This window comes from Novosphingobium sp. BL-S-33 (assembly GCF_056857025.1).
Genome location: NZ_CM166475.1, coordinates 1,924,127 through 1,950,000, shown reverse-complemented (window position 1 = coordinate 1,950,000; position 25,874 = coordinate 1,924,127). Strand labels below are relative to the sequence as shown.

The following is a 25,874-nucleotide window of genomic DNA, read 5'->3' as shown; positions in this document are numbered from 1 at the left end:
CCGGCGTTCCCGTGGCCGCGCATTTCGGGCCGCAGCCCGAGGCGCTCGTCACGGCCGTCACAGTCGGCATCGCCTCGCCGCGCGCCATGGCAGAGCGGGCGCGGGACATCGCCCTCGCCCTCGGCGTGCAAGATCCGCCGCTGCTGCTCAAGCTCAAGCTGGACGCGCATGACGTGGCCACACGTGTTGCCGCTGTACGCGAAGCGGCACCGGGCGCGACGCTGATCGCCGATGCCAACGAGAGCTGGGACATGGCCCTGCTCGAACGCGTCCTGCCCGCACTGGCCGCCGCGCGCATCGCTTTGCTCGAACAACCTCTCCACGCCGGTGCCGATGCCGCGCTGGAGGGCCTGCGCTCGCCCGTGCCGATATCGGCCGACGAATCCGTGCATGTCGCCGCCGACATCGCGGAGATCGCCGCGCGCTATTCCCATGTGACCATCAAGCTCGACAAGGCGGGCGGCCTGACCGGCGCGCTGGCATTGGCCGCGGCAGCGCGGGAGGCGGGCATGGAGGTGATGACCGGCTGCATGCTCTGCTCCTCGCTCTCGGTCGCCGCCGCATGGCCGCTCGCGGCGCAGAGCCGCTTCGTCGATCTCGACGGGCCGCTCTGGCTGGCGGAGGACATTCCGGGCGGCTGCCGGGTGGAGAACGGCCTGCTGCGCGCGCCGCACGGCTTGAAATGGGGCATCCGCTAATCCCCAATTCCCGCAAAAAACCATCGAACTGACCCGCGCGCAAAGGTATAAACGCGCTCGGGCGGCAAAGCGAATCGCGGGCGCGCCTCCCTGAAAACGATACGATCAGTATTGATGGCAGGACAGCGGGCAAACCGGGCTTCCATGACACGCCTTCATGAGCGTGTCATGCGGTGGTCATCTTGCCGGGAACCTGCCTTCGGGTCCGATTTTCGGGCCGAGAGGGGGACAATATGGCCACCAATCAGGACATGCCCGCGGCCCGGCCGCTCAAGATCTTCGCGCTGGACCCGCAATTCACCACCTTTCCCGGCAACCGGACCTCGATAGAGGTCGATTTCGAACCGCTCGGCGCCGGTCCGGAAGGCGACCGGGTAGTCGTGGTGGACTACGACGGCGGCAACGACTGCACGTATCTGCCCTGCAATCTCGAAGATCCCTCGGTGCTGATGCAGGGCGGGATCGCCCATTCCGAGTCCAATCCGCAGTTCCACCAGCAGATGGTCTATGCCGTGGCGATGCGCACGGTGCGCGCGTTCGACAAGGCGCTCGGCCGCCGTCTCAAGCTCTATCGCGACAAGTCCCACCCCAAGCTGCGGCTGATTCCCCATGCCTTCGTCGGCGCCAATGCCTTCTATGACCCCGCACTGCATGCCGTGCTCTTCGGCTATTTCCGCGCCGATCCTCAGGATCCCGGGGCGAACCTGCCCAATCAGGTGATCTTCACCTGTCTATCGCACGACATCATCGTCCATGAAGTGACGCACGCACTGATCAACCGCCTGCGCCCGCACTTTCTGGAAGCGACCAATCCCGACCTCCTCGCCTTTCACGAAGGCTTTGCCGACCTTGTGGCGCTGTTCCAGCACTTCACTTATCCGGTCACGCTGCGCGCGCTGGTGCGGCAGGCGCGGGGCGATGTCGGCACAGGGTCGATCCTCAACGAGATCGCCGTCCAGTTCGGGCAGGCCACGCGCACCGGCAATGCCCTGCGATCGGCCATGCGGTCGCCCGATATCAAGCTCTCGCCCGATATCGCCGAGCCCCATGCGCGCGGCGGCATCCTGCTGGCCGCCGTGTTCGATGCCTTCAAGGCCGCCTATATCGATGCGACCGGACCGCTGATCCGGCTGGCGACCGGCGGCTCCGGCATCCTGCCCGCGGGTGAGCTGCACCCCGAACTGATCGACGAACTGTCCAAGGCCGCCTCGCGCATTGCCGACGAGACGCTGACGATGATCGTACGCGCCTTCGACTACACGCCGCCGATGGACATGACCTTCGGGGACTTCCTCCGCGCAACGGTCACCTCGCACGCCGTCGTCGCCCCGGACGACCGGCTCGGCCTGCGCGCTGCCCTGATCGAGGCGTTCCGCGCCCGCGCAATCTACCCCGAAGGCGTGCTCTCGCTCTCCGAAGGCTCGGTAACATGGCCCGAGGCCGATCCTGCGATGACCCGGATCGACCTGACCGACGCGCTGGACTGGTTCCATTACGACGCGGTCTATTCCAGCCTCGATCCCATGCGCCGCAGGCGTTCGCTGAATCAGGAAGACGATTCCGAGCACGAGCGAGACACCCGCTATGACGAATTGCAGGCCAACGCGGCCAAGGCGATCCACCGATATGCAGACAGCGCCAAGGTGCGCGCCGAACTGGGCCTGCACCCCACGCTGACAGTCTCGGTGCGCAGCTTTCACCGCGTCGCGCGGGTCAGCCAGGACGGGCGGATTCTCAACGAGATCGTGTTTCGTCTCGAACAGCAGGACAACGACGCTGCCGGGGATCCCCGCTTCGGCGGCCTCCCGCTGCGCGGTGGCTGCACCGTGATAGCCAGCGCCGATGGCCGCATCCGCTACGTCATCGGCAAACAGCTGCCGATGCCGCCGCAGCCGGGAGCGGCGGGAACGCCGGTGGCGCCGGACAAGGGCGCGCTGCGCATCGAGGCGGTGGCCGCCTTCGTCCAGCAGTGCGACCTGGCCGATCCGATGAGCACCTATCGCGATCCGCGCGGGGTGGCCGATCGCATGATCGCCCGCGCCAGCCTGCGCGCGCTGCATGGGGGAGGATGCTGATGCCGGATATCACCATCTCGATGTTCAACGTCGGCTTCGGCGACTGTTTTCTGGTGGAGATCCCCTTCCCCGAGAAAATGTGCCGCATCCTCTTCGACTGCGGCCGCCACAAGGGCGGGGCGGACGAGAACCAGAAGCTTGCCGAACGGGTGATCGCCGCAGCCGGCGACAGCGACGGCAGCGCCCGGATCGACCTCGTCGTCGGCACGCACCGGCACAAGGACCATGTCAGCGGTTTTGCCGCCACCGGCTGGGACAAAGTGCAGGTCGCCGAAGTCTGGATGCCATGGACCGAGAACCCGCAGGACCCCGCCGCGCGCGGCATGGTCGAGCGGCAGGTGCGCAGCGCCGCGCTCGCGCGGATGGCGCTGGCGCCCGCGCTGGCCGCTGCGCCCGCCGGTTCCGCGCAGGCATTGGCCGGGGCGGACGCGATGCTGTCCCTCGCGCTCAGCAATGAGGCGGCGATGGACACGCTCTATTCCGGGTTCGCCGGAAAGCCGGTTCGCCGCTACCTGCCCGATGCCGACGCCCCGCAAGTGCCGCTCGGCCTCGCCAGTTTTCCGGGGCTGCGATTCCACATCATGGGCCCCTCGCGTGATGCGGCGGCGCTGGCAGTGATGGACCCGCCCCGCGCCGAGACGTTCCGGCACCTCGCGATGGCGCAGGATGCGGCCGGAAGCGGCCAACTCTCGCCCTTCCCCGCGCGCTGCCGGATCGATCCCGAAGCGCTGTCACCGCGCCAGCGCCAGATGCTCACCGCCCGCCTTTCCGCCGCCGACATGGCGACGATCCGGGGCATGTCCGACGGGGTGGATCTCGTTGGCCTCGCGGCCGAGATCGATGCGGCGATCAACAACACCAGCCTTGTCATCCTGATCGAAGTGGGCGCCGCGCGGCTGCTGTTCTGCGCCGATGCGCAGTGGGGTAACTGGAAATCGATCCTGGCCGATCCGCACTGGTGCGACCTGATCCGCGAGACGACTTTCCTGAAGGTGGGCCACCACGCCAGCCACAATGCCTCGCCGGTGACACTGATCGACACGCTGCTGCCAAAGTGCATTCCGGCGATGGTTTCGGTGGATCCCAAGGCCTATTCGAACGTGCCCTATCAGGGACTGGTCGACGAGATGGAAGGCCCGCGCGCGATGAACGTGGTGCGCAGCGACCGGCCCGCGCAGGCCCAGAGCGTCGTCAGGGCGGACGCGGATGTGATCGTGATGAAAGTGCCGTTTTAGGCGGGGCCGATTGCTGCGCAACGGCGATGGACGACGCGCGAGGACCTTCGCGCGACTGAATCGCTGCTTTTCAGAGATTCAGTCCGGAAGCCACCTTTCCGGAACCATCGCCGAATACGCCATTACCCGTTTGCCATGGCGATGCCGACTGTTGCCATGTGTTTAGCTGTCCTGCCCCGGCTTCCAACCGCTCTCGGTCAGGACGGCCTTTGGATCTTTCAGGTCCAATAGCGTGCGGAGCGCTGCGCGCTTGTCCTTGGCTTTGGTGTAATACGCTTTGGCAATTCGATAGCCTTCCCAATATCCGAGATCGCCCGGATGGTCGGGAGTGCCAACACCATTATACAGCCAATCCGATATGTCGGCTTTATCGGCATCGGCCATAAATCTGGCGTCTATTTCCTTCACATGCCCCTGCGTCCATTTTTGCAGATGCACGTTGCCTACTTGACCGGAAATTAGCTCACCGACGAGTTCGGCAACGCCCTCGATAAGAGACTGCCTTAAGACTGTGGTCGGTGCGTTGTCATCGTCAAGCTCCGGGGCTTGCTGAACATGCCCGTATTCGTGCGAGATCAGATGGAAAAGGCGTTCCGACAGGTCAGGTTGCAACCAGGATGATCTGCACACGACCTCAAGGCCAATCAACACGCCCGCCTTTCCGGTAGTCCCTCCACTATTATTCCCTCCGATCAGGATCGTCACGGGCGGGAAAGTCGCCTGAGGATCGAGATCGGAAAGCTTCCGGAAGGCCACTTCCAACTTGCGGGTAACCGTTGGCAGAACATCCATGCACGTTCGCGCCTGATCGTAGATGGAGCGATTTTGTTGGATGGTCTGTGCGAGCGACATGCCGGAGATGATCCGATGGGGCACGAACTGGCGAACACCATCGCTTCCCGCGTCGATGTAATCCTGCTGCAGTACGCTGCTGCTCGGCGTGCCATTGGCCGCATCATATAGCTTGTAGAACAGCGCTACGTCGCTGGTCCGTATCTGGCCCAAGTCGCTTGCGTCGGCCGGAAAGATAACGGCACCGATCGCCGCGATGCTCACCATCGCATAGGCCAACTTTTTCCGCAACTTACGCCCCCTTCGCTCCGCCTCCCGCAGTCTATGCGCTGCAAGCGCCGCTTGCCAGTGGTCTCGCATTAAAACCTGCTTATCGGAGAGCCCCGCAAGACAGGTCGTAGACAGCAAGCCCGGCCCGCGCCTAATCCACATATAGAGGGATGGCAGTTCTGCCTGAATCGGGATGCTGCGCGCTTCATATATAGTCGCCGCCACCTTCCACTCTGCCCAATTGTCTTCCAACCCGCTCAGGCTGAGCTTGTAGAAGCCCCCGGAGGCGCAGCGCGAGGTTCACATCCTTCGACAGGCTCAGGATGAGCGGGGGTAGGAGGGGAACGGCGGCGATTAAACCGCCGCCTGACCATCGGCACGCATTACCCGCAGAAACGGGGCATTCGTTCACACCCTAAGGCGCGGGTTGCGAAAGCTTCACTGCCCCTTCGGGCAACGCGTAACCGGGGATCTCCCAAGCCACATCATGCACCACCGGCGCAGGCGGCAGGCTGCGGCGGCGGAACAGGTTCATCCGCCATTCCCAGCGCTTGCGGTCGAAATTCCAGTGCTTCTTCGGCACGAACTCCGCCAGCGCCCAGAACCACGGGTGCATGCCGTAATGGACTTTGGCATTGGGACTTTCAGGCGCATAGAGACCTCCGTCCTTGCCAAGAACTTGCGCCAGCCGGTCCGGATCGAGCAACAGACCCGCCTTCTCCGCTTCCTGCGCCATCCACTCCAGCGGGTATTTGGAAATCCCGCTCTCGGCCTCGGGCCAGCCGCCGCCGACATCACAGTGGGTGCCGGGAAACCAGACCTCGCGAATGTCGCGCCGGGGATCGGCGGCAAACCAGTTGACCCGAAAGAACCCCCTCCGCTCGTCGAGCGCCTTGGCATGGCGGACGATGGCGACATCGGGATTGGCGCGGGTGTAGGGAATGGTAAGCGGGCTGCCGATCCAGCCGACCGAATTGACGGTGTCCCACACGCCCAGAAAATGAACCGGGCAATCGCGGGCCGAAATCGTGCCCTTGAAATCGGAGGCGAGCTGTTCGCAGGCCTGATAGTCGGCACCCGGTTTCGCCCTGGCCATGGTCCAGAGCATCTTCACCGCATAGGGGACCAAGGGGTCGTTTCCGCGCATGGCAAGGCCATAGCAATGGAGCATCGCCGCCACGACGCGCGCGGTATAGGCGCCGCGGCTGAACCCGAAGATGTAGACGCGGTCTCCGGGCCGGTAGGTGTCGGCAAGGTAACGGTAGGTGTCGGCAATGTCGTCCTGCAAACCATAGCCGAAAGCGAGCCCGGCAAGCTCACCCAGCCAGCGTCCGGTGCGGGTTCCGATCCCGGTCGGCGCACGGGTGCCGATGCCGGGGTGGTAATAGACGGCCTGTCTTTCCTCGTCCTTCACCAGTGCGTGAAAGAGTTTGATGACGCAGGTACGGTCACGGGAGAACTGGTTCGAGGTACCGTCGCAGCAAACGACGATATTACGTCCGGAGAATTCTTGGCCCGTTTCCTCCGGCATCTCGATCATCCCCCGGAACACCGAACTAGCGGCGGCGTAATGTCGGGCCGATCATGCCTCTATTCTTGCGCTAACGCCAGCACGTAGAACCGCGTGTCCACCGCCATTCTCGGGAAACTTTCAGGAAGTTCCTGCGGCTCCACGCGGTGAAAGCCATGCCGCTCGTAGAAGCGATGCGCGGCAAGGAACTTGTCGGTCGTGCCAAGAAAGACCTCGCGGATTCCGGCCGCTCGCGAGACCTCCAGCAACCGTGCCAGCAATGCGTTCGCGGTGCCGAATTCCCGGCCGCGATAGGCGGCGGAGACGAACATCTTGCGCAGCGCGCCCTGCCCTGCGCCAATGTCCTTCATGGCGATGGTGCCGACGATCCGCCCTTCGTGCTCGGCCACCAGAAATTCGCCCGCGCCGGTTTGATACCAGGCCGGAATCGCGCGCAAATCGGGCTGATCGTCGGCGGAAATGGCGATGCCGAATTCCTCCCGCTGGATAGGGAGGATGACATCGATAACACCCTGTTCGTCCGAAGGAACGAAGGGGCGGATCAAAACAGGGCTCATGCATGCCGGATTAGAGAGCGGGCCGGGCCGGGACAAGCCCCGCCCGCTCGCATCACGGCTCAAGGCGCGGGATCGGCCTTTGTGGCGGCGTCCTCGGCCGAAACCCAGCCGTCGTGGTTGGTGTCGTGGTGCAGGAACATGCCCCAGCCGGTCGCGGCGAATTCCGCGGAAGTGATGCCGCCGCTGTGGTCGCTATCGAGTACGCCGAAGCGCACATCGGCCTGCCGCAACTGGCGCACGCGCTCTTCCTCGCGCGAGGCTGCCGGTTCCGTCAGCAGCTCCTTTTCAAGGCGCTCGCGATAGTCGCCAACATATTCGTCGTGCGAGAGCACGCCATCGTGATTGCGGTCCATCCGCGCGAATTCGGCGTCACGGCCGCGCTGGAACTCGTCCTTGCTGACTTTGCCATCGCCGTCGAGATCCTGCTCGCGGATGAAGGTTGCAAGGTCGTGCGAGGCGGCATGGGCGGTGCCGATGGCGGCCAGCGAGGCGGCGGCGGCAAGGGCAATTCGGATCGTCTTGATGGTCATGGCCGGTCTCATTCGCTTACGGAATAGGTCAGGGCGTACGTGTAGCTGCGGGCGGGCTCCCCAGCCGTCGCGGCGACGCGGTGGCGCGTCATTGCGTGGTAGAGACCCGGTCGCGGCGCGGTGACGTGGAAGATCCCCTGCGCGTCGCTGGTCATCAGCGGCAGGCGGACATTCTCGACTTCGCCGGGCCGCGCTTCCTCAACCTCGACATCGGCATTGGCGAGCGGCTTGCCGTCGAACAGGATCTGGAATTCGGCCGGTTTCCCGGCGTGGATGGCGTCGGGGTGCGTTACGGCGCGGTATTCGATGCCCTTGCCGGTGGGCGCGAGCGCAGTCTGGGTCGGTGTGCCCCGGCTGACATAGGCCTCGGCCTTGGTCACGCTCTGCATGTCGACCGGCGTGACGCCGGGTGGGAGCGGACGGCGCGGATCGATGAATTCCCATTGGCCGTCGATCAAAGCCGCCTTGGAAACGCGGCCCTGCCGCTCGCCACTGCTGATCCGGTACGTCCCGTCGGCAGGCGTCGGCACTTCGAGCACGGCAAGGTCGCGCAGCATCACCGGCTTGAGCGCGGAGGCCGTGCCGTTGGGTGCGACGACCTGAAAGCCGTCCGATTGCATGGCGATGGCGGGCACGAAGACGTGCTCGCTGAACGCGGCCTCCACCGTCACGTGGTCCTGCCCGTCGATCGTGAAGCCATTGGGCAAAAGGTAAGGCGAATGCGCGAGCGCCGATGTCGCGGCGAGACTGGCGCAGAGACCGGCTGACAGCGTGATGGCCGGCCGGAATCGGGTCAAAAGAGTCATGAGATTCGTCCCCTCGAAAGCGAGTACGCGGCTCGTCTCACATTCTCTATTGCGAATCAATAGCATTAAGGTAGAGGGGCGGTTAAGGGCACTTTGGGGGCGCCTGGGGAACACTCAAAACCACGAACGGCGGAGAACCTCCTCCCTTTGCTCGCCCTTCACTCTCTTATTGCTATTGCGTCGCATTTGTGAAAAGGAATGAACGGATGAACATGGGTCTGCTGACAGGAACGAGCAGGGCAAGCATCGCTGCCCAAATCGGCACCGGCATCGGCTACAAGATCGGCTGGGCCGCAGCCCTCACGCTCGCACTTCCGGGCACCCCGGTCTGGGCTCAATCGGCCGACCAATCAGCCTCGACAGACAGCGCGGTTCCGCTCGGCAGCTTCCCGGTCAGGGCAAAGGCCGAGGATACCGACGCCGAAAGCAGCGCGGCCGGCAAGCCCCGCGTCCTTACCACCACCACAACCGCAGAAACCCTGCGCGACCGCATGGTCGATAGCCTCACGGACTTTTCGCGGCGGGTGGATGCCGGTGTAAACTTCAACCCCCGCAACATGTCGATCAACATCCGGGGCCTCGATTCCAACCGCGTGCTGACGACCATCGACGGCATCCGCACCCCGTGGCTCGATGACGGCGCGCGCGGCGTGCAAGGCGGCGTCGCCTCGTTCGACTTCAACTCGCTCAGCGCCATCGACGTGGTGCGAAGCGCGGATTCCAGCTTCTTCGGCACCGGCGCGCTTTCCGGCACGCTGGCGCTGCGCACGCTGGATCCCGAGGACCTGCTGACCGACGGCAAGGCCATGGCCGGCCTTTCGAAAGTTACGTACGACAGCGCCAGCGACAGCGTGTTCCTCAATCAGGCCGCCGCCGTGCGCAGCGGCGACACGCTGATGCTGATCCAGGGCGGCTACCAGAACGGCAACGAGACGAAGAACCAGGGCGATACCGGCGGCACCGGCACCGCGCGCACCGAGCCCAATCCCGCCAGCTACGACCAGCTCACCCTGCTGGTGAAAGTCCACCAGTACCTGCCCGGCGGCCACCGCCTTGGCCTGACCGGCGAAATCTTCTCGCGCGATTACGACGAGAACACGCTGACCAGCGTCGGCTCGACCTATTCCAGCTTCCGGACCGACAACACGACCAAGCGCAAGCGCATTTCGGGCAATTACGACTATCAGGGCGATGGCGACGCTATCCGCGAAGCGCACCTCACCGCATATTGGCAGCGCAGCAATCTCCAGACCTATACGGCGGGCGATCGCCTGACCGCACCGAAGGGCCTCTATACCCGCGACAGCGACCTGCAGGTGGAGATGTTCGGCCTGAACGGTTCGATCACCGGAGCCTTCACGACCGGCCCGCTCTCCCACGCAATCACCGTGGCGGGCGAAGCCTATCGCACCAATACCAGCCAATACGCCGCCGGGCAGGACAACTGCACGCCCGCGATCTACTCCTGCTCGTTCCTTCACGTGAACCAGTCCGACATGCCCGACGTGCGCGGCACCGACATCGGCCTTGTCCTGCAGGACCGCATCGGCTTCGGCACGAACGCGTGGCTGCATGTCACTCCGGGCATTCGCTACGACAACTATCGCCGCTCGCCGCAGGACACGCCGAGTTATACCGAGAACGCCGCGTTCGAGGGGCTCCCCGCCAAGTCGTCCGACACGCATTGGTCGCCCAAGGTGCTGGTCGAGGCCGAAGTGCTGTCAAAACTCACGCTCTATGGCCAGTGGGCACAGGCCTTCCGCGCGCCTTCGGCAACCGAGCTTTATCTGACTTATGGCGGCACCGGCAGCTACGTCAGCATCGGCAATCCCGATCTCAAGCCCGAGACCAGCAAGGGCTACGAATTCGGCATGCGCTTCGGCGACGACAAGCGCGGCTTGCGCGTGGCCTATTACCGCAACACCTACCGCAACTTCATCGACACAGTCACGACGACCGCCGCCGAGGCCGGCCTGTCCGGCAGCTATCCCTTCGGCGTGTTCAAGTACATGAACCTCGACCGCGTGCGGATCTACGGCATCGAGGCGAGCGGAAACTGGGAGTTTTCGAAGAACTGGCGGACCTGGGCCTCGCTCGCTTACGCCGACGGCAAGAACACTGCGGACGACTATCACCTGAACTCGATCCCGCCGCTGCGCGCCATTCTGGGCGTGGGCTATTCGCACGGCAACTTCGGCGCGGACCTCTCCGGCACGGCGGCAGCATCGCGGAACAAGGTCGAGAATCCCGCCTCCGATCTCAACAAGACGCCGAGCTACGGCATCATCGATGCCAACGCATGGATCCGTCCATCCTTCGCAGAGGGCTTGCGTATTCAGGTCGGTGTCTACAACCTGCTCGACAAGACCTACTACAACGCGCTCGACCTGCCCGACAGCGGCAGCCTTTCGAAGCTGTTCTATTCGCAGCCCGGCCGCACCTTCAAGGCGACCGCCCTGATCTCGTTCTGAAAGGAACGCCGCAGACCATGAACACCACTACGGACAACTCACTGGCACCCAGCCTGGTACAATCGCTCCGGGCCGGGACACGCGAGATGCATGAACGCCTGGACAAGGCAATCATGGCCGCAGACCCATTCGCCAGCCTGCCGGGTTATACCCGTTTCGCCGAGTTGCAGTACCTGTTCCACCGCGACATCGCGGCGCTCTATTCGAACGAGGCCTTGCAGTACATTCTGCCGGGCCTCGCCGAGCGGCAGCGCCTTGGCCTGATCGCGGCGGATCTGGCCGACCTTGGCAAGGCATTACCCGCCGACGATACGCCGCCAGCCTTCACGGCGGGCGAGCCGGTCGATGTCCCGACCGCGCTCGGCTGGCTCTATGTCGCCGAAGGGTCGAACATGGGCGCGGCGCTGCTGCGCAAGGAGGCGGCCAAGCTCGGCCTCTCCGACGATCACGGCGCGCGCCATCTCGCGCCGGCGGCGGAAGGGCCTGCCGCGCACTGGCGGGCCTTCACGGCAGGGCTCGACGCGGCCCGGCTGGGCCCGGACGAGGAAGCCCGCGCGGTTGCGGGGGCGAAAGCGGCTTTCGATCGCGTGCGTTCGCTGGCCGATGCCCGCCTCGCCTGAGGACGGCAGCGGCACCGAGGACCTGCTCCGCCGGGGCCGGGCCGCGCGCATGGGCTGGCTGGTGCTGGGCCTCGTGCTGGTCGGCATCGGCGTGGTGGGGATCTTCGTCCCGCTGCTGCCGACCACGGACTTCATGATCCTGGCGCTGCCGTGCTTTGCGCGCTCGTCGCCGCGGCTGGAGGCTTGGCTGCTCAATCATCCCCGCTTCGGCCCCGGGCTGCGTGCCTGGCGGGCGGAGCGGGCGATCCCGCGTCATGCCAAGATCGCCTCGTGGATTGGCATGACGATTGGTTTTGTCTCATTCTGCCTGCTGGCGCGGCCGGGGCCATTCGTGGCCCTCCCGGTCGCGGCGGTTCTGCTGGCCTGCGCCATCTGGGTGGGACGGCGGCGCGAGCCGAGCGGGGATAGCGCTTAAACCTCGGGCGACCTCGGCGATCTCGGATGTGCTCAATGTCGAGGGATGAGTCCCCAGTTTCAAACCTCGTCGCCCCCGCGCAGGCGGGAGCCCCGCTTCTTTGCGGCCTCTCGTCCTGCACAACAGAAGCGGGATCCCTGCCTTCGCGGGGATGACGGGTTGAGATTGGTGGAATTCGCTTTCCAATCAGGACGAGATCCGCTCCGCATGAAGCACATAGCGCCAAGGCCCATGCCGCACGGCGTCGAAGGGATAGCAGGTCACCAGATCCAGCCGCTCGCCCGCGCCTGCATCGGGCACGGCATAGCGATCCCACCGCACCACGTCGGCCCCGGTCACCCGGTAGCGACGCTCCAGTCCCTCGCGGGTCTGCACGGTGATGAGATCGCCCTTGTGAACATCGCGCAGGAAGCGAAAGTGCGTGTCGCGATGGGCAGCGACCACGGCGGTTCCCTCCTGCCCGAAGGCCGCGCCGCCCGGGAGCAGGGTGGGTCCGAAAGCCATGGCCTGCCCCGATCCGCTGTCGAGCACCACCCGCGCCGCGCCAAGGCGAGGTACTGAAAGCCGGGCGAGCGGGGTCATGTCCGCCCAGGCCCAGGGCCGCTGCGGCGCGTGCGTGGCAAGGCTGCGCTCGAAAGCCCGCTCCAGCAGGACTTGCGCGGCCATGGCCTTGGCGGGAACGTAAAGCCCCCGCCCAGTCTCCGCCACGCCTGCAAGGCACAGTCCGGCCAGCAGCAGGAAGAGGAGCCCGCGCCCGCGCGCAGCCTCCTTCATACGCGCGAGCCCGATCATGCCGCCCTCCGGCGCAGCAGGAGAGCAATCCCGGCAAGGCCTGCCAGCAGCAGCGCCAGCCCCTTGCCCACCATGCCGACGAAGCCGGTGGCGGTCTGCGGCAGGTCGAGCGCCTGGGCCTGCATGGCGGAAAGATCATCCGAACCCACCCGCGACTGCAAGGCATCGTGCCCGAACAGCGTGTCGAAATCCCAGCCTGCCGGCAGATTGATCGGCAATTCCTCACGCGTCAGCCGCGCACCGGCTAGCCGCGAAGGGGTCTCGTCCACGGCGACGAGGCTGGTGCGGCTGGTGACCAGCCCGCTTTCCATGCCGATCCGCTCGACTTCGGCATCGGCCTGCGCGTCTTCCATCTGGCCGAGCGCGCGATCCGCCTCGATGTCGGTGATGCGGCGGTGCGCCCAGAGCTTTTCGATAGCGGGACTGGGCAGCGCGCTGGCCAGATCGACCCGCCGCTCCCAGCGCTTGCCGCCGATCGTGCCGCTCACTGTCAGCGTGCCGGCAAGATGCCCGGTCCGGCCGACAAGGACCAGCGGCCGCCCGGCGTAGACATCGGGAAGGCGCGAAGGCGTGAGATCCAGCGTCCCGCCCTCGACCCGCACCGACAGGTCGCGCATGGCCGGATGGCTGAGCACGTCGATCAGCGGCATCATCTTCGCGGCCACCTCGGCCGGGGTGCCGACATGGGTGTAGACGCCGCCGCCGATGGTCGACATCCCCTCCATCAGATAGTCGTTCGGCGCCGAGCCGATACCGACCATGAAGACATGACTGCGCCCACCGTCGGCACCGATTGCAGCCATCATCTCGCGTTCGTTGGAGATCTCGCCATCGGTGAGGAACACGATCTGGCGCAGCGCATCGGCCTCGCCGCCAGTTCCCGCATCCTCCAGCGCGGCCTTCAGCGCGGGCAGCATCTCGGTGCCGCCGCGTGCCTCCAGCGAGTCCGCGAAACGCTTGGCCAGCGCCACCTGATCGGGCGTGGCGGCCACGCTGTGGTCGAACAGGCGGGTCATGGTATCGTCGAAGCGGATCACGTTGAAGTGGTCCTGCGGGCGCAACGTGCCGAGCGCGTGGATCAGGCTGGCCTTGGCCTCGTCCATCGAATCGCCGCCCATCGAGCCGCTGTTGTCGATCACGAAGACCATCTCGCGCGGGGGCGTGGGCAAGTTGGAAAGGTCGGCCGGCGGCGTGACCGAGGCCATCACGAAGTCGCCCTTGTCGGTGTGCTGGGCGAAAAGCCCCAGCGTCGGATCGGCCGAGGCCGAGCGCCATTCCAGCACGAAGTCGCGGTCAGCGGGAACGCTTTCGGCAAGACGGACGGTGCGGTCGTCCAGCGGGCCGGTGATGTTCACCTTGTGATAGCGGCTGATGAGGTTGGCGACATCGAAGCCGGGGGCGAGGCGTACCGAGATCGACGTGGGATTGAGCCCCGAACCCACCTTCGGATCGAGCACCGGCGCAGCGGTCACGGCATTGGCATCGTCCACGGCGGGCGCCGAAGTCAGCGTGTGCGGCGGCGTGTAGCGCGGGCCGGCCACCAGCGGCAGGCGCAGCGAGAAGGTGCCGTTCGCCTGCGTGACCGGGGCCTGATATTCGATGGCGATCAGCACGGTCTCGCCGGGGCCGACATTGGCGACGATTGTAGTGAACATGTTGGGCCGCTGCTGCTCGACAAGACCGGCCTTGCGGCCGCTGGCCTTGGCCGCCTCGTACGTCTCACGCGCCTTCTCGCGCGGCTGGACATGGCCGACGATCACGCGCTGGCCGACAACCATCTTCAGCGAGTCCACCGCCCCGTCCTGCGGCAGCGGATAGAGGTAATGCGCCTCCATCCACTTGCCCGACGTGTTGCGGAAGGCCTGCGTCACGCGCACGCGGGCCACTTGGCCAGTCACCGTCACGTCCATGTCGGTGCCGAGGCGGACGGCTGGCAAGCTCTCGGCAATGCCCTGCCCGCGCAGCATCAGCGTGCCGGCAGCGGGCCCGTCGTCGGTCGCCGCGTCCTCGGCTTCGTCGGCGGCAAGGGCGGCGGTTGACTGGACCGCGACGGCAACCGGTGCGCCCAGCGCCAGCACGACGGCAGGGATCAGCGCGCCCCGAAAGGCGAGAGGGCGGAAAGCGGGTGATTGCGGCATGACAGGCTCCTTGGATGTTCGGGAGCCCTCCCTCTATGCGCATGGCGGTGCGCACAGCCACGAGCACTATTGGCCGGTTCCAGCCGCACGCGTGCGCAGATTGCCCCTGTTGATGCAGCCATTGACGGAATGTGCGCATTTGTGCGGAAATAGGCGGACATGACGATACCCCAGACCGACTTGCCGGATTCCGCCCCGATCGCTCCCGAAAGCGCAGAGGCCGCGCGCCTCGTCCGCGAGGAGATCGCGCGGCGGCGCATGTCGCGCCAGGCGCTGGCCGACATGGCGCGGATCAGCCTCTCGACGCTGGAAAAGGCACTGGCCGGCAAGCGCCCTTTCACGCTGGCGACGCTGCTGCGGATCGAGGAAGCGCTGGGCGTGAACTTGCGCCCCGGCGCTGTCGCGGGCACGCCTGCACCACTGCCTAGCGCCGGAGATGTCGCCCCCGAAGCATTGGGGGCCTATGCCCGCTCGGCCGTGGCCTGGCTGGAAGGCCGCTACCTCACCTTGCGCCCCAGCTTCGGCACGCCGGGCAGCCTGTTCGCCTATCTGACGACAATCCGGTGGGACAGCGCCAAGGCCTGCCTCGCTTTCGCCGAATCCGGCCGGTCAGACGCGCGTTTCGAGCAGGCGGGGCAAGTCTCGATGCCCAACCTTTCCGGCCATATCTACCTCGTGACCAACGAGCAGGGGCAATATCGCCTTGCCATCCTCTCGCGCCCGACCATCGATGGTGGGCTGTTCGGCATTCTCACCACGCTGGAAGTGGGCAAGGGCTCGCAGCTCGTTCCCGCCGCCGCGCCGCTCGCCCTGCGCAAGCTGGCCGAGGGTGAGGAGGTGGCGCTGGGGCTGGTAACGCCCGAGATGCCGCACTTCGCGCCTTATCGCGAGATGCTCGGCCGCGCGACTGACGACGACTACGCGCGGGTACACATGCCCGGCTGACTTAGCGTTTCGCCAGGTGGAGCAGCGCCACCGTCAGCCACGCACCCACTGTCAGATGCGCCCACCAGGCAACGAGGCCATAGCCGCCGCCAAACCCAGCCATGTCAACGGCAAGCGCCGCCGCCAGCAGGGTCCATCCGGCCCACCGGGCGGTAAAGGCGTGGCTCTTCGCGAGCGTTCGCCCGGAAAGGTCGCGCTGGTGGCGCGGCATGGACACTGCCAGCGCCCAGAAACCGGCCAGCGCGAGCAGGATGCCCAGAACGTGGGTCATGCCCGCACTGCCTTTTCCCTGCCCACCGCCCGGCCGGACGACGCCTTGCGTTGGCGTGCCGCAAACCTCGTAGCCGCCAGCGCGAAGGCCGCCGCAAGCGACAGCATGACCATATCGAAAGCCACGAACAGCCAGTCCCCCCTCATCAGACTGACAGGCAGCCCCCGGCTGGTGGTGAAGGCGTTGACCAGCGGTACCGCCGCGAAAAGCAGCGCCGCCAGTCTCAGCGCCTCAAGCCATGCCCGCGCAGCCGGGCGCACCAGCGCCCAGATCAGCACGCCCAGCCAGGCGAGGAACATCGTGTGGATCTCCCAGTCCGCGCGCGCCGCCATCCCCGTGGGCAACAGGCGGTTGGCGAGGAAGTAAGAGGGAATGGCGCAGCCCAGCCCGGCAATCGTCGCAATGTTGAGTTTTTCCACGAGGCGGAAGCCGAAATGCGGGCGCTCCGGATCGGGCAGGCGCTGGCGGCGCTTGACGGTCCAGAGCACAAGCCCGGTGCCGACCATCGCGGTTCCGGCAAGGCCGCTCAGGAAATAGAGCCAGCGCAGCGCAATCTGCGCGAAGCGTCCCGAATGGAGGCCGATCATCACGCTCTCGGTCTTGAGCGCGGCGCCCTGCGGCAGGCTGCCGCCGGTCTGGCGGCCGCTGGGGCCATCGAAGACCATGACTTCGCCGCGTGAACCCATCGCCTCGCCCGGACCGCGCGTCAGCGCGATCGTCGCGGTCGCATCGCCCGGATTGTTGATCCGCACCACGCCGACCTCACGCCCGCCCCACTGCGCCGATGCCTTGCGCATCAGCGGCGCAAGGTCGGCAAGGGGCACGTTCCTGCCGCTGCGTTCGGCGGCCGGCGGATCGCCGAAAACCGCGGACTGGAAGGTGTCGGGCGAGGCGTAGTTCGCCAATATGCCCCACGGCATGTACATCGCCGCCAGCGTCACCAGCCCGGTAAAGGTAATCATCAGGTGGAACGGCAACGCCAGCACGGCGGTCACGTTGTGCGCGTCCAGCCACGATCGCTGCCCCTTGCCGAAGCGCAGCATGAAGAAGTCGACGAAGATCTTCTTGTGCGTGATCACGCCCGAGAGGATCGCTACCAGCATGAACATCGCCGCGATGCCCACTAGATAGCGGGCCCAGAGGACCGGCAGGTAATGCAGGTCGAAATGGAAGCGATAGAGGAAGTAGCCGCCGTTGGTCTGGCGCACAGTCACTTCCCGGCCGCTTTCATCGAGTACGGCCTCGGTCTGGCCACTGGTGCCGGTGCCTGGGTACCAGAAGGCCTGCGTGGTGGCGCTGCGCCCGTTGGGAAGCGTGAGAAACCAGAAGCTCGCGTCTGGCGCGGTGCGCTGGAGGAAGCGGACCGCGCCTTGCGCCGATGCCACTGGATCGGCCGTGCCGGTCACTTCGGGCTGCATCCAGCGGGTGATCTCGTCCTGGAAATAGGCCGAAGTACCCGTGGCGAACATCGCAAACAGCAGCCAGCCCAGCACCAGCCCCGTCCAGGTGTGCACGAGCGCCATCGATTGCCGCAGGCTCTCCTTCACAGGCGGCCCCCCGTTGTCAGAGAAAACCAGAGGTAACCGGCCATGACCGCGCCCGAAACGATCATCCACAGCCACAGCCGCGCCACCAAACGCATGCCGAACGCCGCCAGCGCCAGCACCGCGAAGATCGCGAATGACAGCAGCGTGGCCGCCATGCTCGCTTCGGGCGCGGAGACCGCAAGTCCGTGCGCCAGCACGCGGGCCACGCAGGCCGCCGCCAGCGAAGACAGCGCATAATTGGCCGGAACCGCCGCCAGCAGTCTGGCCGCGAGATTGCCTTTGCCGATGCCTTTACGGACCTTGCCCGCGCGCGTGTTCATGACGGCTCCGAAAGTGCGCCTTGGTCGCGTTATTGCGAACCATTCGCATTTCTGACGCTGCTAACAGAGTCCCAACTTGCGAGTCAATCGCATTAGATGCAAAATCGAGGGGATCTGCACCGCGAGCCTGATGCGTTGCTCATCGTCATCGCGTTTTGGATCGGCCTGCGCGTGCGATCCCGGCGCTTGCCCGGGGCCCGACACTTGCGGGCGGACACGGCGACGGCTAGGAGCCTGTCTGTCCGCCGCAGCCCCCGACCGGGGCGACGGTGAACACCATTATCGCGCCGGTGCCCCGCAAGGGGCTTAAAATGGGAACACGGTACGAGTGGCCTGCCACTCCAATCCGGGGCTGTCCCTGCAACTGTAAGCGGCGAGCGCGATGCACATTCGCGGCGGGGCAAAGCCTCTGCCCGCAGCCACTGGGCCGGACGCTAAGTCATGCGAGGCCTGGGAAGGCGGTGCATCGTGCCGTGACCCGCAAGCCAGGAGACCTGCCGGGGTCGATGTCGCTCTTGCCCGGGTCCAGGGATTGGCCAAGGCACGGTAACTCTCCGTCTGAGCGACGTGATGCATGCGGCCGGGGCCGCAGCGGCATGCCACGTCGGGCGCTCGCGCGCCTGCCCGACGCCCGTGTGTCCGCGTCGTCCGCAAGAGACGGCCTGTCCCGCCGCTTCCGAGTTACCGGCGCGCGGGAGACGATACATGAGCAAAGTTCCCACCACCGTCATCACCGGCTTTCTGGGCGCCGGCAAGACCACGCTGATCCGCCACCTGCTGCAGAACGCCAAGGGCCGCCGCCTTGCGCTGATCATCAACGAGTTCGGCGATGTCGGCGTGGACGGCGAACTGGTGAAAGGCTGCAATGACGAGGCCTGCCCGGAGGACGATATCGTCGAACTGGCCAACGGCTGCATCTGCTGCACCGTCGCCGACGATTTCCTGCCGACCATGCAGAAGCTGCTGGACCGCGAGAACAAGCCCGATCACATCATCATCGAGACCAGCGGCCTTGCCCTGCCCAAGCCGCTGGTAAAGGCCTTCCAGTGGCCCGACATCCGCACCCGCGCCACCGTGGACGGCGTGGTCGCGCTGATCGACGCCGATGCCGTCGCGGCCGGCCGCTTCGCCACCGACGAGGCGGCGCTGGCGGCAGCACGCGCGACCGACCCGATGCTGGACCACGAAAGCCCGCTGGAAGAACTGTTCGAGGAACAGCTGGGCTGCGCCGACATGGTCGTGCTCAACAAGACCGACCTCGTCGACGCCGATGCCCTCGCCCATGTCGAAACGCTGGTGCTGGCCGAGACGCGCCCCGGCGTGAAGATCGTGCGTGCCAATCATGGCGCCGTCGACATCGCCGCGCTGCTGGGCATCACCGCCGCTGCCGAGGACGATCTCGATTCCCGTCCCTCGCACATCGATGGGCTGGACGAGGATCACGACCATGACGACTTCGACAGCTTCGTCGTTTCCGGCAGCGATGTGGTCGATCTCGACGCTCTTCTCGCCCGTCTGAAGGACCTGATCGCAGAGCACGACGTGCTGCGCGTGAAGGGCATGGTCGCGGTTTCGGGCAAGCCGAGCCGCCTTGTGGTGCAGGCCGTGGGCCCGCGCATCCAGCACTTCTACGACCGTGCGTGGCTGCCGCAGGACGTGCGCCGCACCCAGCTTGTCATCATCGGCCAGAAGGGGCTGGACCGCGCCGCCATCGAGGCTGGGCTTGCGCATGTTCTCGGCACGGTAGCGGCTTGAGGTTCTCCCTCATGCCCACCTTCGCCCCCCCCCCCTACCCTCGTAATTACGGACCCGCGAAGCGGGTGAAGCAATCCAGAGTCGCGCAGAGCCGCACTGGATTGCTTCGCTACGCTCGCAATGACGAGTCAGAGTTCTGTCGCAGTTGCGGGGGGAACGCCTGATGCACCTGCTGTCCGCCACGCCGGGGACGATCTCGGGCGGCGAGGAGGCGATCGACCTCGACCAGTCTCCCGGCGACATGGTGATCCTCACCGTGGCGGACAGCGAACTCGCCTGCTTCGCGGGCGCGGCGGCGCGAATGCTGGAGGGTTCTCCCAGCATTCGCCTCGCCAATCTGCTGCAACTGCGCCACCCCTATTCGATCGACCTCTATGTCGAAAAGGTGATCGCCAAGGCCAGGTTCGTCTGCGTGATCCTGCTCGGCGGAAAGAGCTACTGGGGCTACGGCATCGACGAGATCGCCCGCGTCGCGCGCGAGAACGGCATTGCCTTCGCCGCCATTGCCGATGGGCGCGAGGCAGACCCGGCGCTCGACCGCGCCTCCACCCTGCCCGCCGAGGTCCGCGAGCGGATGCGCGATTATCTGCGGCAGGGCGGCATGGCCAATGCCCTCTCGTTCCTGCGCACCGCCGTGCGGACCATCGGCCATGACGCGGGCGAGCCGGACGATCCGGTGCCGGTAGCCGACGCCGGGCTCTACCTTGCGGGCACCGAGCGTGCCGGGCTTGCCGAAGTGCAGGCAGGCTGGACCCAAGGCCGCCCGCTCGCTCTGCTGGTGTTCTACCGCGCACTGATGATCGCGGGCACCTTGGACGCCGTGGACGCGATGATCGCGGCGCTGCGGGAGCGCGGCTTCAACGTCGCTGCCGTTCACGTTCGCGCCCTGCGGGAGCCTTTCGCGGTGGACTGGCTGAGCGGATTGCTAGGCGAGATCGCGCCCGATGTGATCGTCAATGCCACCAGCTTCGCCTCGTCCTCGGCAGGCGACGATCGCAAGCCGGGCATTCTCGAAAAGGCGGACTGCCCGATCCTGCAAGTCGCTTTCGCGGGCGTGGAGGAAAGCGAATGGCAGGGCTCCGCGCGCGGTTTGGGCCCGCGCGATCTCGCCATGAACGTGGCGCTGCCGGAGGTGGACGGGCGCATTTTCACCCGTGCGGTCGCTTTCAAGGCAGCGGAGCGTTTCGACGAAGTGACCCAATGCGGCATCGTCGTCCCGCGCGTGGCGCCGGACAGGGTGGCGTTCGTCGCCGATCTTGCCGCGAACTGGGCGGGCCTGCGCCGCACGGCGGCTGCCAAGCGCCGCGTCGCGCTGGTCCTGGCGAACTATCCCAACCGGGATGGGCGGATCGGCAACGGCGTCGGCCTCGATACCCCCGCCAGCACCGCTGCGATCATCGCCGCTCTGGCCGAGGCGGGCTATGACACCGGAGACGCGCCCAAGGACGGCGCCGCGCTGATGCGCGTGATGACCGGCGGCGTGACCAACGACCTGACATCACTAGGCCGTCCCGGCGAAGTTTCACTGCCGCTTTCGGCCTACGAAGCCGCTTTCGCAGCGGTACCCGAAAGCGCGCGCAAAGCCATGTCCGAACGCTGGGGCGAGCCATCGGCCGATCCCTTCGTGAGGGACGGCGCGTTCCGCCTGCCGGTGCACCGCTTCGGCAATCTCGCCGTCGCCGTGCAGCCCGCGCGCGGCTACAATATCGATCCCAAGGCCAGCTATCACGATCCGGCCCTGCCGCCGCCGCACGCCTACCTCGCCTTCCACGTGTGGCTGGCGCAGGAATTCGGTGCGCAGGCGGTGGTCCATGTCGGCAAGCACGGCAATCTGGAGTGGTTGCCCGGCAAGGCCATCTCGCTCTCGCGCGATTGCTTCCCGGAGATCTGCGCCGGGCCGCTGCCGCAACTCTACCCTTTCATCGTCAATGATCCCGGCGAAGGCACGCAAGCCAAGCGCCGCATCGGCGCAGTGGTCGTAGATCACCTCACCCCGCCGCTAACCCGCGCCGAGACTTACGGTCCGCTCAAGCAGCTTGAGGCGCTGGTGGACGAATATTACCTCGCCGCCGGGATGGACCCGCGCCGCCTCGACCGCCTGCGGCGCGACATTCTCGATCTGGCGCGCAGCCACGGTCTCGACCGCGATGCCGGTGCCAGCGGCGACGATGACGATGCGCTTTCAGCCATCGACAACTACTTGTGCGAATTGAAGGAATTGCAGATCCGCGATGGTCTGCATGTCTTCACCCAGTCGCCCGAGGGCCGCTTGCGGCGCGACTTGCTGGTCGCGCTGGCACGCACGCCGCGTGGGTATGACCATGCCGGACAAGCCTCACTGCTGCGGGCAATGGCGGAGGACTTCGGGCTGGACTTCGACCCGCTCGACTGCCGGATGGGAGACCATTGGAATGGCGCCCGGCCTGAAGCCCTTGCGGCGGTATCCGATGAGCCTTGGCGCACGCATGGCGACACCGTCGAACGGCTCGAACTGCTGGCAGCGGAATGGGTCAGCGAAACAACCCAAACCCCGCTCGTCCTGAGCTTGTCGGACCACAGCACAGCGCCAGCATCCTTCGACAAGCTCAGGATGAGCGGAGCGGGGGACAGGACGCTGGCCGTCCTCGATGCCATCCGCACCGACCTTGCTCCCCGTATCGATCTCTGCGGCCCGCGCGAGGCTGAAGCCTTGCTGGCCGGCCTCGATGGCCGTTTCGTGCTGCCCGGCCCCTCCGGCGCGCCCACGCGCGGGCGGCCGGACGTGCTCCCCACTGGCCGCAACTTCTATTCGGTCGACACCCGCGCCGTGCCCACTGCCGTCGCCTGGGAACTCGGCCGCAAGTCCGCCGATCTGCTGGTGGAGGACTACCTCCAGCGCGAGGGCGAATACCCGCACGCCATGGCCCTCTCCGCATGGGGCACCGCCAACATGCGCACGGGCGGCGACGACATCGCGCAGGCCCTCGCGCTGATGGGCGTGCGCCCGCGCTGGGATTGGACTTCGGGCCGCGTGGTCGGCTTCGAGGTGATGACCGTGGCCGAACTCGGCCGCCCGCGCGTGGACGTGACCTTGCGCGTCTCCGGTTTCTTCCGCGACGCCTTCCCCGAACAGATCGACCTGATCGACAGCGCCGCGCGCGCGGTGATGGCGCTCGACGAACCGCTGGGCGACAACCCCGCCGCCGAGCGCCACCGCGCCGAAACCGCCAAATTGGTCGAAGATGGCGAGGCCGAGGCGCAGGCCACCCGCCGCGCCGGTTCGCGCGTGTTCGGATCGAAACCAGGTGCCTACGGCGCCGGGCTTCAGGCGATGATCGACGAGAAGATCTGGCACGAACGCAGCGATCTGGCCGATGTCTATCTCGACTGGGGCAGCTACGCTTATGGCGGCGGGGTGGAAGGCGATGCCGAGCGCGGCCTTTTCGCCGCCCGCCTCGCCTCGGTCGATGCCGTGGTCCAGAACCAGGACAACCGCGAGCACGACCTGCTCGACAGCGACGACTACTATCAGTTCGAAGGCGGCATCGCTGCCGCCGTCGAACATCTGAAGGGCCGCGCGCCGATCAGCTATCATAACGACCACAGCCGCCCGGAACGCCCGGTCGTCCGCACACTGGAGGACGAGATCGGCCGCATCGTGCGCGGTCGCGTCACCAATCCCAAGTGGATCGCGGGCGTCATGCGCCACGGCTACAAGGGCGCGTTCGAAATCGCCGCCTCGGTCGATTACCTCTTCGCCTTCGCCGCCACCACCCACGCGGTGAAGGACCACCACTTCGACGCCGTCCACGCCGCCTTCATCGAGGACGAGGCGGTGCGTGATTTCATGGCCGAGGCCAACCCCGCCGCCTTGCGCGAAACCGCCGCCCGCCTTGCCGAGGCGCTGGAGCGCGGCCTCTGGAAACCCCGATCGAACAGCGCGGGCCTGACGCTCGCGGCCCTCTCAGGAGCATGACCATGGTGCAGCGTACCGACGAACAGCACGCCGAGAAAATGAAGAAGAAGCAGGCCGCGCATGACAAGATCATGGCCGGAAAGACGGTCGAAAAGGGCCTGCTGATCGTCCACACCGGCAAGGGCAAGGGCAAGACCACCGCCGCGCTCGGCATGGTGGTGCGCATGATCGGTCACGGCAAGAAAGTGGGCGTCGTCCAGTTCGTGAAAGGCGCGATGACCACCGGCGAAAAGGTCGTCTTCGATGCCTTCCCGGACAATGTCGAATTCAAGCCGATGGGCGAAGGCTTCACCTGGAACACGCAGGACCGCGCCCGCGACATCGAACTTTCGCGCGAGGCGTGGAACGAGGTGAAGCGCATGATCGCCGATCCCGCCTATGACATGGTGCTCGCCGACGAACTCAACATCGTGCTACGCTACGACTACCTGCCGCTCGACGAAGTGCTGGAAGTGCTGACATCGCGCGGGGAGATGAAGCACGTCGTCGTCACCGGCCGCAATGCGCCCGAGGCGCTGGTCGAGGCGGCGGACCTGGCGACGGAGATGACGCTGGTGAAGCATCCGTTCCGCTCCGGCGTGAAGGCGCAGGCCGGCATCGAATTCTGACGATGCCGTCTCCGTCCGCCCCTGACTTCAGCCCGGAATTCATAAGCGAACTGGCCGAACTGCTGGCGTGGCGGCGCGATGTGCGCCATTTCCGCAAGGAGCCGATTGGCGAGGAGCGCGTGGCCGAACTGCTGGCGGTGGCGCAGCTTGCGCCCTCGGTCGGCAATTCGCAGCCCTGGCGCTTTGTGCGGGTTCGCTCGGCCGCCTTGCGCGAGACGCTCGCGGGCCATGCCGATACCGAAAAGGCAGCGGCGGCGGCCGCCATGCCCGATGCTGAACGCCGGTCGAAATATGCCGCGCTGAAGCTTCACGGCATCCGCGAGGCACCCGAAGTGATTGCGGTATTCTGCGATGACGCGACTACGACGGGCTTCGGCCTCGGCGCCGCGACCATGCCGGAAACCCGCGCCTATTCGGTGGTTCTGGCGATCCACACGCTATGGCTTGCCGCACGGGCACGTGGGCTGGGGCTGGGCTGGGTGTCGATCGTCGAGCCCGGCTTCGTTACCGACCTGCTCGACGTTCCGGCGAGTTGGCGCTTCATCGCGCTGCTCTGCTTGGGCCATCCGCTCGAACCGGATGTCATCCCCGAACTGGAACGTCGCGGCTGGCAACCCCGCCTCGACGGGAGCAGCCACGTCAGTGAGCGTTGAGCCGGGGCTTGTTCACTTGCGCTGCCAGCAAGCGCGCTGCCTTGACGTAGGCCGGGCCGCCGCAGACTGTCCAGGCCTGCGGAATGGACACGCGCGGGATGTTCGCGAGAATGGGGTGATGTATCATCTCGGTGCCCTTGTCGGTCACGGTCTGCGTGGCGCTGTCGACCACGATGAAGTCCGGCCGCGCCATGGCCATTTCCTCAAGGCTGACCTGCGAGAGCACCGGCTTGCCCAGCTTTCCAGCAAGATTGACCAGGCCGACGCGCGTCATCAGGTCATCGACCAGCGTGCCGGTTCCGGTGAGGTATCCGCTCCGCTGGTAATAGGCCGCGACCTTGTGGCCCGGCACGCGCGGCAGCCCTGCAAGATCGGCGTTCATCCGCGCGATCAGCGCCTCTCCGCGCTCGGGATGGCCGACCGCACGGGCGACATCGCGGATCGAGCCGAGGATTTCGTCGTAGTCACGCGCCGCCTTAAGGTCGAGCGCGGGATAGTGCCGTCCCTTGAGCACCGTGATCGAGGGATTGCGGCGCGCGGGCATGCCCACCACGAGATCTGGATCGGCCGCGATCACTTCCTCGGCCGAACCGCCGAACACCGGCAGTCCCTTCGCCTGACTGGCCACCGCCGACATCTGCGCATCGGTGGCATAGCGCGTCAGCCCGGCGATCTGGTCGCGATCGGCCAGCGCGACCAGCAACTGGTCCGCGCAAAGGTTGAGCGAGACGATCCGATGGGGCCGCACGGCGGTACGCTCGGCCCCCGCACTCACACCGGCTCCGGGCAAGGCCGCAATCATCATGCACGCGGCAAGCCGCAGGCGAAGGTGGATTTTTCCGAGAGCCATGCCATGGCTCCTTACCAACACGTACCCGGGACACAAGCGT

The 25,874-nt window shown here is 66.2% G+C and carries 22 protein-coding genes and 1 riboswitch (1 of these 23 cut by a window edge); of the genes, 11 read left to right on the top strand and 11 right to left on the bottom strand.

From position 1 onward, the window contains the following. The 3 genes from AC1VVM_RS25000 to AC1VVM_RS24990 form a co-directional block, all read left to right on the top strand. On the top strand, window positions 1-698 hold the 3' portion of the coding sequence (locus AC1VVM_RS25000) for a dipeptide epimerase (RefSeq protein ID WP_482956895.1). Its footprint begins 310 nt before the window's first position; the window shows 698 of its 1,008 coding nt (coding positions 311-1,008); its start codon lies beyond the left edge, outside the window; its stop codon occupies window positions 696-698. Window positions 699-931: 233 nt separating this feature from the next. After that, a complete protein-coding gene (locus AC1VVM_RS24995; protein ID WP_482956894.1) occupies window positions 932-2,773 on the top strand; it encodes a hypothetical protein in 1,842 nt (613 codons plus the stop codon). After that, window positions 2,773-4,008 carry a ComEC/Rec2 family competence protein gene (locus AC1VVM_RS24990; protein ID WP_482956893.1) on the top strand — a complete coding sequence of 412 codons (1,236 nt, stop codon included), beginning with the start codon at window positions 2,773-2,775 and terminating at the stop codon, window positions 4,006-4,008. Before AC1VVM_RS24995 ends, AC1VVM_RS24990 begins: the two co-directional genes overlap by 1 nt. Before the next feature lie 162 nt (window positions 4,009-4,170). On the opposite strand, the gene AC1VVM_RS24985 is transcribed toward AC1VVM_RS24990, so the two are convergent. From AC1VVM_RS24985 to AC1VVM_RS24965, 5 genes are all read right to left on the bottom strand, one after another. After that, window positions 4,171-5,079, bottom strand: coding sequence for a gliding motility protein GldB-related protein (locus AC1VVM_RS24985; RefSeq protein WP_482956892.1), 909 nt, complete (start codon window positions 5,077-5,079; stop codon window positions 4,171-4,173). A gap of 406 nt (window positions 5,080-5,485) precedes the next feature. Then, complete coding sequence (locus AC1VVM_RS24980; protein ID WP_482956891.1) at window positions 5,486-6,601, bottom strand: DUF2235 domain-containing protein; 1,116 nt, start codon at window positions 6,599-6,601, stop codon at window positions 5,486-5,488. Window positions 6,602-6,660: 59 nt separating this feature from the next. Then, the gene (locus tag AC1VVM_RS24975) at window positions 6,661-7,146 is read right to left on the bottom strand and encodes a GNAT family N-acetyltransferase (RefSeq protein WP_482956890.1); all 486 of its coding nucleotides are present in this window, start codon (window positions 7,144-7,146) and stop codon (window positions 6,661-6,663) included. A 71-nt stretch (window positions 7,147-7,217) separates the two neighbouring features. Next, window positions 7,218-7,688, bottom strand: a complete 471-nt coding sequence (locus AC1VVM_RS24970) for an EF-hand domain-containing protein (RefSeq protein WP_132391310.1) — start codon at window positions 7,686-7,688, stop codon at window positions 7,218-7,220. A gap of 8 nt (window positions 7,689-7,696) precedes the next feature. Next, window positions 7,697-8,494 carry a DUF4198 domain-containing protein gene (locus AC1VVM_RS24965; RefSeq protein WP_482956889.1) on the bottom strand — a complete coding sequence of 266 codons (798 nt, stop codon included), beginning with the start codon at window positions 8,492-8,494 and terminating at the stop codon, window positions 7,697-7,699. A gap of 206 nt (window positions 8,495-8,700) precedes the next feature. On the opposite strand from AC1VVM_RS24965, the gene AC1VVM_RS24960 reads away from it, so the two are divergent. From AC1VVM_RS24960 to AC1VVM_RS24950, 3 genes are all read left to right on the top strand, one after another. Then, on the top strand, window positions 8,701-10,965 hold the full coding sequence (locus tag AC1VVM_RS24960) for a TonB-dependent hemoglobin/transferrin/lactoferrin family receptor (protein WP_482956888.1): 2,265 nt from the start codon (window positions 8,701-8,703) through the stop codon (window positions 10,963-10,965). Between the two features lie 86 nt (window positions 10,966-11,051). Beyond that, a complete protein-coding gene (locus AC1VVM_RS24955) occupies window positions 11,052-11,585 on the top strand; it encodes a biliverdin-producing heme oxygenase (RefSeq protein WP_482956887.1) in 534 nt (177 codons plus the stop codon). Beyond that, complete coding sequence (locus AC1VVM_RS24950; protein WP_482956886.1) at window positions 11,524-12,000, top strand: YbaN family protein; 477 nt, start codon at window positions 11,524-11,526, stop codon at window positions 11,998-12,000. The genes AC1VVM_RS24955 and AC1VVM_RS24950 overlap by 62 nt, the downstream gene beginning before the upstream one ends. A 186-nt stretch (window positions 12,001-12,186) precedes the next feature. On the opposite strand, the gene AC1VVM_RS24945 is transcribed toward AC1VVM_RS24950, so the two are convergent. Together AC1VVM_RS24945 and AC1VVM_RS24940 are read right to left on the bottom strand one after the other, a co-directional pair. Continuing rightward, window positions 12,187-12,792: a class GN sortase gene (locus AC1VVM_RS24945; RefSeq protein WP_482956885.1), complete on the bottom strand. Its 606-nt coding sequence runs from the start codon at window positions 12,790-12,792 to the stop codon at window positions 12,187-12,189. Beyond that, window positions 12,789-14,930, bottom strand: a complete 2,142-nt coding sequence (locus tag AC1VVM_RS24940; protein ID WP_482956884.1) for a marine proteobacterial sortase target protein — start codon at window positions 14,928-14,930, stop codon at window positions 12,789-12,791. The genes AC1VVM_RS24945 and AC1VVM_RS24940 overlap by 4 nt, the downstream gene beginning before the upstream one ends. Window positions 14,931-15,089: 159 nt before the next feature. Between AC1VVM_RS24940 and AC1VVM_RS24935 the strand changes: the two genes are divergently transcribed. Beyond that, window positions 15,090-15,875, top strand: coding sequence for a helix-turn-helix domain-containing protein (locus AC1VVM_RS24935; RefSeq protein ID WP_482956883.1), 786 nt, complete (start codon window positions 15,090-15,092; stop codon window positions 15,873-15,875). Window position 15,876: 1 nt separating this feature from the next. On the opposite strand, the gene AC1VVM_RS24930 is transcribed toward AC1VVM_RS24935, so the two are convergent. From AC1VVM_RS24930 to AC1VVM_RS24920, 3 genes are read right to left on the bottom strand one after another with little or no spacing between them, the layout of a single operon-like run. Next, the gene (locus AC1VVM_RS24930; protein WP_482956882.1) at window positions 15,877-16,146 is read right to left on the bottom strand and encodes a DUF3325 domain-containing protein; all 270 of its coding nucleotides are present in this window, start codon (window positions 16,144-16,146) and stop codon (window positions 15,877-15,879) included. Next, entirely contained in the window at window positions 16,143-17,693 is a 1,551-nt protein-coding gene (locus AC1VVM_RS24925; RefSeq protein WP_482956881.1) for a PepSY-associated TM helix domain-containing protein, read from the bottom strand. The genes AC1VVM_RS24930 and AC1VVM_RS24925 overlap by 4 nt, the downstream gene beginning before the upstream one ends. Then, a complete protein-coding gene (locus AC1VVM_RS24920) occupies window positions 17,690-18,013 on the bottom strand; it encodes a hypothetical protein (RefSeq protein WP_482956880.1) in 324 nt (107 codons plus the stop codon). The genes AC1VVM_RS24925 and AC1VVM_RS24920 overlap by 4 nt, the downstream gene beginning before the upstream one ends. A 272-nt stretch (window positions 18,014-18,285) precedes the next feature. After that, window positions 18,286-18,529: riboswitch (cobalamin riboswitch) on the top strand. 189 nt (window positions 18,530-18,718) lie between these two features. On the opposite strand from AC1VVM_RS24920, the gene cobW reads away from it, so the two are divergent. The 4 genes from cobW to bluB all read left to right on the top strand — a co-directional run bounded on the left by cobW (window position 18,719) and on the right by bluB (window position 24,984). Then, a complete protein-coding gene (gene cobW, locus AC1VVM_RS24915; protein ID WP_482956879.1) occupies window positions 18,719-19,768 on the top strand; it encodes a cobalamin biosynthesis protein CobW in 1,050 nt (349 codons plus the stop codon). Between the two features lie 163 nt (window positions 19,769-19,931). After that, the gene (gene cobN, locus AC1VVM_RS24910) at window positions 19,932-23,723 is read left to right on the top strand and encodes a cobaltochelatase subunit CobN (protein WP_482956878.1); all 3,792 of its coding nucleotides are present in this window, start codon (window positions 19,932-19,934) and stop codon (window positions 23,721-23,723) included. Between the two features lie 2 nt (window positions 23,724-23,725). Then, the gene (gene cobO / locus AC1VVM_RS24905; protein ID WP_132391334.1) at window positions 23,726-24,331 is read left to right on the top strand and encodes a cob(I)yrinic acid a,c-diamide adenosyltransferase; all 606 of its coding nucleotides are present in this window, start codon (window positions 23,726-23,728) and stop codon (window positions 24,329-24,331) included. Between the two features lie 2 nt (window positions 24,332-24,333). After that, window positions 24,334-24,984 (top strand): 5,6-dimethylbenzimidazole synthase, encoded by a 651-nt coding sequence (gene bluB / locus AC1VVM_RS24900; RefSeq protein ID WP_482956877.1) that lies wholly within the window; start codon window positions 24,334-24,336, stop codon window positions 24,982-24,984. On the opposite strand, the gene AC1VVM_RS24895 is transcribed toward bluB, so the two are convergent. Beyond that, the gene (locus tag AC1VVM_RS24895; protein WP_482956876.1) at window positions 24,971-25,834 is read right to left on the bottom strand and encodes an ABC transporter substrate-binding protein; all 864 of its coding nucleotides are present in this window, start codon (window positions 25,832-25,834) and stop codon (window positions 24,971-24,973) included. The two genes, bluB and AC1VVM_RS24895, sit on opposite strands and share 14 nt — an antisense overlap. Window positions 25,835-25,874: the final 40 nt, after the last annotated feature.